This is a genomic window from uncultured Gimesia sp., assembly GCF_963972345.1.
Lineage (GTDB): Bacteria > Planctomycetota > Planctomycetia > Planctomycetales > Planctomycetaceae > Gimesia.
Genome location: NZ_CAXAVM010000238.1, coordinates 1 through 10,284, shown reverse-complemented (window position 1 = coordinate 10,284; position 10,284 = coordinate 1). Strand labels below are relative to the sequence as shown.

10 protein-coding genes are annotated in these 10,284 nt (G+C 47.4%); 5 read left to right on the top strand and 5 right to left on the bottom strand.

Going from position 1 to position 10,284, the window contains the following annotated elements:
* The coding region (locus AACZ40_RS25805; RefSeq protein WP_339676403.1) for a chondroitinase-B domain-containing protein at window positions 1-336 on the top strand (336 nt) is incomplete at its 5' end.
* 74 nt (window positions 337-410) lie between these two features.
* Here AACZ40_RS25805 and AACZ40_RS25800 read toward each other — a convergent pair.
* A complete protein-coding gene (locus AACZ40_RS25800) occupies window positions 411-632 on the bottom strand; it encodes a DUF2007 domain-containing protein (RefSeq protein WP_291171237.1) in 222 nt (73 codons plus the stop codon).
* 194 nt (window positions 633-826) lie between these two features.
* Here AACZ40_RS25800 and AACZ40_RS25795 point away from each other — a divergent pair, with 194 nt between their 5' ends.
* The 4 genes from AACZ40_RS25795 to AACZ40_RS25780 all read left to right on the top strand — a co-directional run bounded on the left by AACZ40_RS25795 (window position 827) and on the right by AACZ40_RS25780 (window position 3,350).
* Entirely contained in the window at window positions 827-1,456 is a 630-nt protein-coding gene (locus AACZ40_RS25795; protein WP_291171235.1) for a BRCT domain-containing protein, read from the top strand.
* A 116-nt stretch (window positions 1,457-1,572) separates the two neighbouring features.
* On the top strand, window positions 1,573-2,160 hold the full coding sequence (locus AACZ40_RS25790) for a hypothetical protein (protein WP_291171234.1): 588 nt from the start codon (window positions 1,573-1,575) through the stop codon (window positions 2,158-2,160).
* Window positions 2,161-2,265: 105 nt separating this feature from the next.
* A complete protein-coding gene (locus tag AACZ40_RS25785; protein ID WP_291171232.1) occupies window positions 2,266-2,718 on the top strand; it encodes a hypothetical protein in 453 nt (150 codons plus the stop codon).
* A 146-nt stretch (window positions 2,719-2,864) separates the two neighbouring features.
* Window positions 2,865-3,350 carry a hypothetical protein gene (locus tag AACZ40_RS25780; protein ID WP_291171230.1) on the top strand — a complete coding sequence of 162 codons (486 nt, stop codon included), beginning with the start codon at window positions 2,865-2,867 and terminating at the stop codon, window positions 3,348-3,350.
* A gap of 63 nt (window positions 3,351-3,413) precedes the next feature.
* On the opposite strand, the gene AACZ40_RS25775 is transcribed toward AACZ40_RS25780, so the two are convergent.
* The 4 genes from AACZ40_RS25775 to AACZ40_RS25760 all read right to left on the bottom strand — a co-directional run.
* Entirely contained in the window at window positions 3,414-4,361 is a 948-nt protein-coding gene (locus AACZ40_RS25775; protein WP_291171226.1) for a hypothetical protein, read from the bottom strand.
* Window positions 4,362-4,504: 143 nt separating this feature from the next.
* Window positions 4,505-6,997 carry a S8 family peptidase gene (locus AACZ40_RS25770; protein ID WP_291171224.1) on the bottom strand — a complete coding sequence of 831 codons (2,493 nt, stop codon included), beginning with the start codon at window positions 6,995-6,997 and terminating at the stop codon, window positions 4,505-4,507.
* Between the two features lie 9 nt (window positions 6,998-7,006).
* Window positions 7,007-7,993, bottom strand: a complete 987-nt coding sequence (locus AACZ40_RS25765) for an ATP-binding protein (protein WP_291171222.1) — start codon at window positions 7,991-7,993, stop codon at window positions 7,007-7,009.
* Between the two features lie 1,502 nt (window positions 7,994-9,495).
* Window positions 9,496-10,284 (bottom strand): DUF1501 domain-containing protein (locus AACZ40_RS25760; RefSeq protein WP_339676393.1); only part of this gene is annotated, 789 nt, incomplete at its 5' end.

The window sequence follows — 10,284 nt, the reverse complement described above, 5'->3', positions numbered from 1 at the left end:
CGTTCCGGCGGCATTCGCGTTGTCGGCACAGGGCACCAGATCATCGGCAATCATATCGAAGGGGTCGGCGACCGGATCGACGGCGCGATTGCCTTGAGCGCGGGCGTGCCAGACCCGAAACTGCATCAACACGCGCAGGTCCAAAACGTACTCATCGACGGCAACACACTGATCGACAACGCAGGCGAAGAATTCGTCATGGGCCACGGCCTGGGCAGCCGCTCGCGCACGCTGCTGCCGAAAGATGTGACAGTCAAAAACACCCGCCGCACCGGAAAGAGACTTCTCAAGCAATTGAAACCGGAAGACGTCGGCCCGGTCGCTTCCCCAAAGTAGGGGCCGTCCCATGTGTCGGCCCGCGGTCTCGACGTGTTTGCCGTGTGACCGTTCGAACGGTTCTGCTGCCCGCGTTAGCCGTTCTGTTCCGTGATGATCGCGCTGGCTGCTGCCAGTTGATCCTGCATGACGAGTACCTCGACTACTCCGGGGGCTTCGGCTCGGAATTGCGCGGTCAGGCCTCCGGTGGTGGTCGCTCTGATCCCATGCTCTTTCAAAAGGGAAACGATCAGTTCTCCTTCCAGTTCATCCGCGGCGGTGGTCACCGTCACAAGTCGGTCGTGTTGAGAAGTCATGGTCAGTACTCCTGGTGATAACTTAATGAGATCAACTCTCCCGTATCATTGATCGCGTGACAAAAAACGAAGCGGATTCAACGACGGGGGCTGATTTCCTTAATTCTCTAGGCTTGCGCTTGAATCTGCGCATCTGGCTGTTCACAATTGAACATTCATTCTCTGTACTATACAACCAGGATCGGGGGGCCACAATGAATCGAGACGCGCACGGGCAGCCGCTCAACCGGACTTTTAATGACGCGCGGTTGAATGACAGAAAGATTGATGAGCTGATTGGCCTCTGTAAAGGGGTACTGGCGGACGGAGAAGTCACTCAGTTTGAAGTGGAGTTTCTGCAGAACTGGCTGAGAAACAATCAGGAGATCTCCGAGCACTGGCCGGCGAATGTGCTTTACAAACGAATCGAAGAGATGCTGGCAGACAATGTGCTTGATGTCGAAGAACAGAAAGAACTGCTGCAGACGTTGATGGACCTGACCGGCGAACCATCGCTGCGCGAGAATGTCAATTCGATGTCAACGTCGCTCCCGCTGACGACGCCAGATCCTGAAATCGATTTTGAGGGACGCATTTTCTGTCTGACCGGTAAGTTCGTGACGGGAACCCGGAAGCAGTGTGAGTCGCTGATCCTGGCTCGTAATGGCAGCCTGAAGAGTTCTCCCACCAGGGACACCAGTTTCCTGGTCATCGGCTTAGTCGGCAGTTCCGACTGGATCCATTCCACCCATGGCAGAAAGATCGAAAAGGCCGTCGCACTCCAGGAACGTGGAACTGGTCTTGCCATTGTATCGGAAGAACATTGGGTGCGGTTTATTGTGTGAAGTGAGTGAGTAAATATTGGGAACTGACTTTCTCTACGATCCTTCTTGCCTGAACAGGAGACGGAATCGGGGGCTGATTCCTTATACCTCTTCTTTAAGTAAGGGGAAGTTCTACCATGGAAACCAGCGAAGATATAATGAAAAACAACGAAGGCCCCTTTTTACTTTTTTTGAATGCAATGAAACCACTGGAAGGTCTGCCACTTTGCGAAGATACCCTGGATGCACTTGCTCATTCAAATATCACAAATTATGCACCAGCGATCTTATCTGTGATTTGTGACTGGATGGTAAGGTATAGTACACATGAGTTATTAATCAGAGCTTCGAGTACGAATACATTAAACTTCACTTCATCATCGACTATACTTTATTGTCTTGAGCAATTACCGTCTCTAATGAAGTGGCTTAATACTGATGATGCTTCATCTGTTTTTGGAATTGATATCGCGACTCAAGGGGAAGAGCAATTGCTTGAGTTTTTCCGCTCAGGAAAGCAGATTAGACTAACGCACATCATTACGCCTGATTGGGCACCAACACGTAATATGAGTGATGAAGAATACTCCATCAGTACACTTCGCACCTGCTGTAGGATGATAGCACAAGAGATTGCGAGAACTGCAATTGCAATGAATGCCAACATCGAAGCACTACCAAAATTTCGAAACTGGTGCTTAGAGTGCGGATACAAACTAAAGTAGTAATGGATAATCACAAGCATGTGGGAGACGAAAAGGGGGCAGGATTCGTTTAATCAACTCCTGACCTCTCTATATCCTTTTTAATAAGTTGTGTGATCGCAGAAAATGAATGTTTTAGAAAGAATATCTGAAAGCGGTGGCTATATATCATGGGCGCGCCACGAGGCACTCAAAGCCGTCGTCCATGCAGGTTCAGATGCTGAGCTTGACTTGGCGCACGATCGAGTTTTGTGTGAGCTTACGGAAAAGAACATTTGGGTGGCCATTGACGAGCAGGGAGTTATGTTATCTCGTGATTGGCCCGAGTCGCCTGGTGTCGCCCTGGTCAGTTTTCCCGATCAAGGTACTGCGCTTCAAGTGCTGGAAGAAATTGGAGCGGCTTCATTTTTTGCAGGTCTTATGTCGTACGCTAATGCAATTAAAAGCGCTGACGTTAACAATGCTCTGTTGGTTATGGTTACTTATGATGGGACCTCACCACATTACGTTCCTGTATCCCACCTCGCTGTGAATAAAGAGGTTGCTATTGATAAAAAGGCATGGTGGAAGTTTTGGTGAGTTTTCATCTAACAAGTTGCTGCACGCTGCTGTTAATCTAACTCCAGCTAGATGCCTGGTAACCTGGATGGATTTGAAAATCCTGGTACGATTACTTCGACGCAAGTCTAGTATAAAGTGAAGAGTGAATAGAAAGCGATTTTCCCATGATTGAATACGCCACCGCGAAGGAACTCGCACAGCGTGTTGCTGACGCGGAAGCGGATCAACTCGATCCTCACGAGGCGTACGTGATTGTTGACGACTTAAGTCACGAATATCAGTGGGGCTGGATATTTGAGCCCGCCATGGAGCCGTACCAGTCGACCGGACAACCTTGCCTGCGGAGTGGCGCCTGGTGTATTTCGGTCGACCGATTTTCGGGAAAGATACAGACCAGCGCAAGGTCAGTCTGGCGCGCCGATCAGTGGCCGATCGTCGAACTGTTGCTCACCGATCCTGGCACCGACACAACAGCTGTATATCGCTTCCTGCGTGATTATAAAGGCTGGACAGCCGTTGAAACCCGCCAGCAGATGGCAACAGTACCGGCCATTATAGCCGCGGGGTCCCTTACGTCATTACAACCCGTGGCCGCTGCCCTGTCGGAACGCGGGGCAGTAGTTGAAATCCGACAAAAAGATGTGAAATGAAAAAATTGGGCACAGAGGGCGGTATCGGGGTTTGACCCCTTAACGTTCCAGAATTGAATTTAATTACTGCAGAGGCAAGACCACCCGGTCTTTGATATCCACTCTCAGAAAGTCTCTCAACTTGCCGCCGATGCGTTTGTGATTCTTTTCGACTTCCTCCCAGTCGGTGTCGGACGTAAATGGTAATCGGCGCAATCTGGTATCCTGAATCGCAGCTGGGATCGCCAGTGCACGCGTGGCAGAAAGAGTTTTGTCAAACACCTCTCCCAATGCCTCTCCCAATTCAGCAGGTGGTTTCTCAGGCGATTCCTCGACGGTCACTGCAGCAGCAAGCACATTTTTGTCAGGGAACTTCATCAGTCGTTCGGGAACAGGCTGATTGATCACAACGTTGCGAATGGTAATCAGTGGCTGTTGTTGACTCATCAATAGTACGCTTTTGAACGCGATTTCTCGATCCACTCGAAACAGGTAGACCACTTGGGCATTTTTGTCGAAGTTATAGGTCAGCTTCCAGTCGGTTTCGTTGACACGGCTCAGATCTGGTTCTGTCTTTGCTGTCGAAACGAAGGATGGCACGTCAACCAAAAAATTTTCTTTTTGCTTGCTCTTAAATCCCAGATTTACAGTCAGGTATCGATTCTTACTTTGTATCAGGACATTCGGGGAGACATCTTTCCACAGAATCACCTGCGACTGCAGGGCATCACAAAGCAGCATCTGTTTCTCAGCGACGAACAACATCGGATAGCCAAGCTGATCCACCAGCACGTATCCGAAACCGCTTGCGCGCGACCAGCAGGCTTCAAATGCCGTCGGAACACCGTACGGTATCACGGATTCTGCGACGAAGTAAAAACTGTTCAAGTCCTCATTCTCCGGCGAAAGCACCGGGATCGCCCGCTTCAATTCAGCAATGTCAGGCTCATCAGCATCACTGACAGCAGCGAACACCACGCAGTTCATCATCAGAATAACACTCAGAGAGCAAATGCGATCGATGTACTTCATGGTAACCATCCTTGTGATGTGCGTTAGACTGTCGTTGAAAAGGAAGGGGGTAAAGGGGCAGGAGTCAAATAATCAATACCTGCTCCCTTTTGATGCTGTCATGCGGAAGCATTTATTTGCTTCCTTTTCTGCTCCTCTACGGATCACCAGATCTCAATCTCGGGCTGGATTTTGACTATATTTTCAATCGCACTATATAAGTTTGTGTCTATAGGGAATAGGGTATTTTCAGGTTGCGTTTCTAGTGAGATTATAAGGGCATATCGTGCTTGTCGATCCCAACAGTTTAAATGGGCACGTTCCTTCCACCAACCTGTAATTGGATAAATGCCGATTAATCCACAGTTCGCCAATTCAGCTCCTGTACCGACCCATGAATCTGAATGGATGCTACCCCGAGTACGTAAATTATTTCCAAGTGTCCATCGACGGCTTTCCCTGCTTGACTTGGGACGCTGTTCTGAATCTTCCCAAGCAGCTCTATTAATTCTGCGTACAAATTCAGTATCACCATCGGTCGGCCTTTTTACATCAAATCGTAAACCATGAGATTGATACCGAAACCTTCGTCCCCATCCTCGTCTTCCTGGACTTGGTTCGATGAAATAAGACAAAGTGATACGGAGAGTCACAGGATATTCTGCGAGCTTTTCAAGTACGTCACGAGGCCAAGGTAAAGGATGAAGATGCATTTCATTTGGATGGATCTCATTGCCTTTCTTTCTAAATGGCTGTAATGAACTCTGAACAACCATGTGAGCAACAGATTCGGTACTATAAATAGCACGATCTAGATCAGGTACCCCATACCCATAACATTTTAATCGAGATTCACGCTCCTGAGGTGGGAATTCTTCTAACATTTGAGGTGTCCACCTGGCTGAATGGACAATCAAACCTCTTATTGTCTCAGGCCAGAAGTTCGGATAATGTGATTGGATTATTGCCCCAAATCTAGCAGCTTGAGCTGTTGCAGCGCTAGTCTCTCCTGTCGTGGTTAATAGACGGCCAGACCGATCTAGAGTCGTCGTGAGCAATGCAAGGTCATCTATCGTTTCAACGTGTCCTTCTGAAGGATCAATCGCTGAATTGCCACCTTCTAATACTATATCAGGTTTAACTGGGCTCCCTTTCCAGTCCCATGTCATTGATGTAGTACTGCAGGGACTAAGAGTCCCAGGTTTTTTGGCAAGTGGTTTCCACCCATGATAAGTTTGAGAATGTATGTGAACTTTCTCTGTGCAGGCACCTACAGTCAATGCATTCCATGCTTGTGCAGGATCATGAATTGCAAAAGATGTTAGGTTTCCATTTGGATAATCTAGGCGAGCCTCGCGACTTAAATTTCCGGCTGCAACAATAACAAGTCTGTGCTCTCTATCCTCATCTAGTGCTCCAGAACATATTTGATCAATAGTTCCAGACCATGCAGATGGTCTACCTCCATCACGACCATCTGCGAGAATCGTGAGACAGACTACTCGCTTTCTTGAAGGTGCTTCAATTTCTACCCGTGCAATTGCATCAATCGTAACTGCTCCATAATTTTCCGGTTCATGTGGAATACTGGAGAAGATTTTTACTGATTCCAACCGATGTGTTAGAGATAAAGAATCAGTTCCATTTAAGTACGCTGTCAAACAACCATATAACGAAAGACCTGCCATTGCAGTACCATGCTGTTCAGGATGAATATCTGCAGGAGTCCAGTTAGGATTGACAGATTTCCAATCGCTTTCATCTAGCGCAAGTTCCAACAATGGATGTTCCCGATTCACTCCAGTGTCTAACAGGCATACTGATGGTGCATTTTCTGGAGGCGGAATTATCCGTTCACGAAAAGAATTAATAAACTCAATTTGGTCACGTGCCTGTAATTCTACATAGTCCGTTGGTATTTCTTTGGCTCGGCGGAGCTCCGCGATATGACTTAAAAGTTCTAATGAGTCTGCCCAATCCTCAAGAGTACAATAAGCAAGAACAACAGTTCGTTCAGGAAAGTGCACGACTTGTTGTCCGAGCTTTATTTTTGTGTATGCGGCAGCAACAAGAAATTTCGAAAATGCGTCGTCAATTGTGTTGTCAGATTTGCCGGTTCGCACCCATACTTCCCACCAAATGGGTACTCCTGATTTTGGAAGTAAGTGCTCATGATCTGTCCAGAATTCGCGGACCGCAGAAGCTCGTATTTGGGAAACACTATCTGCAAATCTTCGATTTTTTCGATTTCCTTTGGGTGTTGCTATATCAGGAAATTGAAGATATTCATTTAGTAGTCGGTCGAAGTGCCCAATAGATTTGTCTGGAATAAAAACAGTTGCAATTTCGGAGTCACCTTCTGTAGTTACATTTAGCAGTTCTATTCCTGAGCTTAAATTCTCAAATTGTTCTATCCAAACACTAAATCCTGGCGCGCTCCAGAAAGATAATGTGATTCCGTCAGGTTTACTCTGTGCAAGCTTGACTGCTTCTTGTGTTTGAGTTTCAGCTTCATGTAATTGACTTAAAAGCGATTTAGCATGCTCTATCGGATTATCACGTGGAGGGAGTTTAAAATCTTTTGGTCCCCCGCCTGTTGATAGGTAAGGACTGCTTTTGGTTGTTCCTCGAATTGTGAAATGACGGAATTTGGCCATCGTACAAAGCTAAACCGATCTTGTAACGAGGAGTTTATTTTGTCTTTGAATTGCATCGAACAATATCGATGTTGGAATGGTTTTTTTATCACTCAGAATCATCTCTTTTGCTGCATCATCACAGGCGCGAGTAATGTCAGCATGGCTTAACCCATCTGAAGTATCTAGAATTTTCTTCCAGCCAAGTCTTTTTATGTCAAAAATACACAATTTGTTTTTTATTAGATTCTCTCGGGCGGGGCGGTCCGGAGGAGAGTATTTAATAACTTCATCGAATCGGCGAAAGAGAGCTGGATCAAGCATTTCAACTAGATTTGTTGCTGCGACAATAATGCTCTCTGAGTCATCGCGTTCCAAAAACATCAAAAAAGAATTTAGTACACGTCGCATCTCACCAACATCATTAACAGATTTCCGATGTCCGCCAATTGCATCGAATTCATCAAAGAAATACACTCCTCTTGTTTCAAGCATTGCATCAAATAGCAAATGAAGTTTTGCTGCGGTCTCCCCCATATATTTTGTAATCACGGCATGAAGTTGTACTGATAACAAAGGCAAACTTAGTTCACCTGCTAATGCAGAAGCAGTCATGGTTTTTCCACACCCAGGTGGACCAACAAGTAGAAGTTTCCTTCTTGGTGAAAGTCCATAAGATCGAAGTCGATCACTTTGGCGGTATTCAGTGAGAACTTTATTGAGTGTATCTTCGAGATTCGAATTAAGAACCATATCGGCTAATCGAAGCTTTGGATAAGAGGCTGTTGCAAGCCCTGCAAGTTCTCCTTTAGGGCGAGCTAATGGAACGGGACGGATAGAGATTCGTTCTCGTTCACGTTTAGCATCATCTACGAGATCACGAAGTTCATGAGCTAAGTTACTTTTGCCAGCTTTAGCAGCATGTGCTGCAATCTGCATGATCACTGAATGGAAACGCTGGTCATCTCCTTCAGTGTGGCTGCGTACTAATGATTTTATTTGCTCAGCAGTTGCCATTTTGGGTTTTCATTAATTTCAGAATAAATTTAGTGCACCAATATATAATATTAGGTCGGCTTTCAAATTTAATTGCTTGAAGTGTTTGAATGTACAATATCTATTATTGTCATAATCGTGGCACTTAATGCAAGAATAATTCTTGCTGCTTAATATTTTATCCATCTTAGATGTTTCGTAACGAATTAAATTAATCCAAATCTCATCTGTTTGATATTCATTATCTTGATTTTGTATTTCAAAAATCTAGAAAGTGCCAGACAAGTGAGAGTGTATATGTATACATGTGGCTTGTGTTTCAGTATTGGATTATTGCAGGAAAGTGACATCTCACTATTTGAGATATAGAGATATATACGGCAAGCTTCAGATTTGAAGCTGTTGTACTTCCCGATCTTCACCTCGCGTGGGTGGTGCCGTTCTGTATGATGGGTCGGTTATTTTTCTGCCTGGGGCAGATTGCAGCTTGTCGGCGATGGTTTTGGCTCAGGGGTGATTTTGCTGTCCGTTTCCTGCTCGCGATGCTCGGGTCGAATTTTATTCGGCGTTAGCCATTTTATTGCTGGTGGGGGCTGGTTGCTCGATCACTGTTGGCGAGCCAACAGTGCCACACGGGGGGCTGATTGCTGGCAGATCGATGGCGGAGCGAGGCCGGTTGAATTCTTTGTTGTTGAATGGGGATTCATTGCTGGTTCTGCGGGCTGACACATGGGACAGTCCCTGCTTTTGAATTGAACTTCTGATTTATGATTCACTTTATGTCAGCTTTCCCGATATCGGTGTTAACCGCGGCTAACGCCGTGCGGCTGATTTTCTAGAGTGCATCACATTTAACCATAGCGTCTCTCAATCTATTATACTCGGTTCAAATGACCCTGGAGACGCTACAGTAAAACTGGACACAGTCTAATGACTGATTAGCCGAAGGGTATCAGCTCCGGTTGTCCCACACAGGTAGCAACAATTCGAATTAAGAAACGTTATGGTAAACGTGATTCGCTCCAGTTTCTGTTATTGAATGATCCTGTACTGAATGGAAGGTCTTGATGGAAATGAAACCTTGCTTTGAATCTTTGAGGGAGACGGAAAAAAATGTTGTGCCAGTGGGTGGATTTTCTCGAAGGGCATGGGCAGGTCAAGAGCTTATGCGACAATTGCTGTGGCGATACGTGCTGATATGGCACCGTTGTGAGGCGATGCCGGGGCGGTGTGTTGCGATATCGGGGCGGTGTGTGTCGACCCACAGAGAATGTTTGAGCAGTTTTTATCGGAATTGTGCAGAAACAAGGGACTTTTATAGTGCCGCTTTTCGCAGTGGTTCGGCCTGATCAACTGAAAAAATACTGGACCACGCGCGCGACACACATTTAAGCGAAAATGATGGCAAACGGCGGGCAGGCGTCAAGAGGAATCTTTTCAGTAGCGACTCACTTTATACAGCAACAGGAAATCAGGTGAACCCAGGGAGGGGTCACGGTATGTCAGGTCCTATTCATTCAGTATCAGGCGAGGATGTCTGTGAGCAGGTGGTCTTCGTCGGCGGGGCCGATGAGGCGCTGGTCGAGTCCCTGGTAGGGGAATTTGAATTTGCGGGCTTCGAAGCCGGTGAGGTGCAGGATGGTGGACTGCAGATCGCGGACGCTGGCTTTGTTTTCGGCGATGAAGTAACCGAGTTCGTCGGTCTGTCCGTAGGTGAAGCCTTTCTTGATGCCTCCGCCGGCCATCCAGATGGTGTAGCAGTGGGGGTGATGATCGCGTCCGAGGAACTTGGAGCCGTTGCGTTCTTCGTTCATGGAGGTTCTGCCGAACTCGCCACTCCAGACGACCAGCGTTTCATCGAGCAGTCCCCGCTGTTTGAGATCGGAGATCAACGCGTACAGGGGGCGGTCGATGTCTTTGGCCTTGTTGGGGACGGCGGTGATCAGGTCGTTGCCGGCGCTGGTGCCGTGCATGTCCCAGCCGTAGTCGAAGAGCTGGATGAAGCGAACGCCGCGTTCGACCATGCGACGGGCGAGCAGACAGTTGTTGGCAAACGAAGGGGCGGCGCCGGTGGTGCCATACAGTTCGTGGGTTTCCTTGGTTTCGCTGGCGAGGTCGACGGCTTCGGGAACCGACATCTGCATGCGGAACGCGAGTTCGTACTGGTTGATGCGGGTGAGGGTTTCGGGATTGCCGAACTGTTTGAGTTCGAATTCATTCAGCGATTTAAGCGCATCCAGGCTGCGGCGGCGGACATCGCGGTTGATGCCTTTGGGGTTGGAGACGTAAAGGATGGGGTCGCCGGTGGTGCG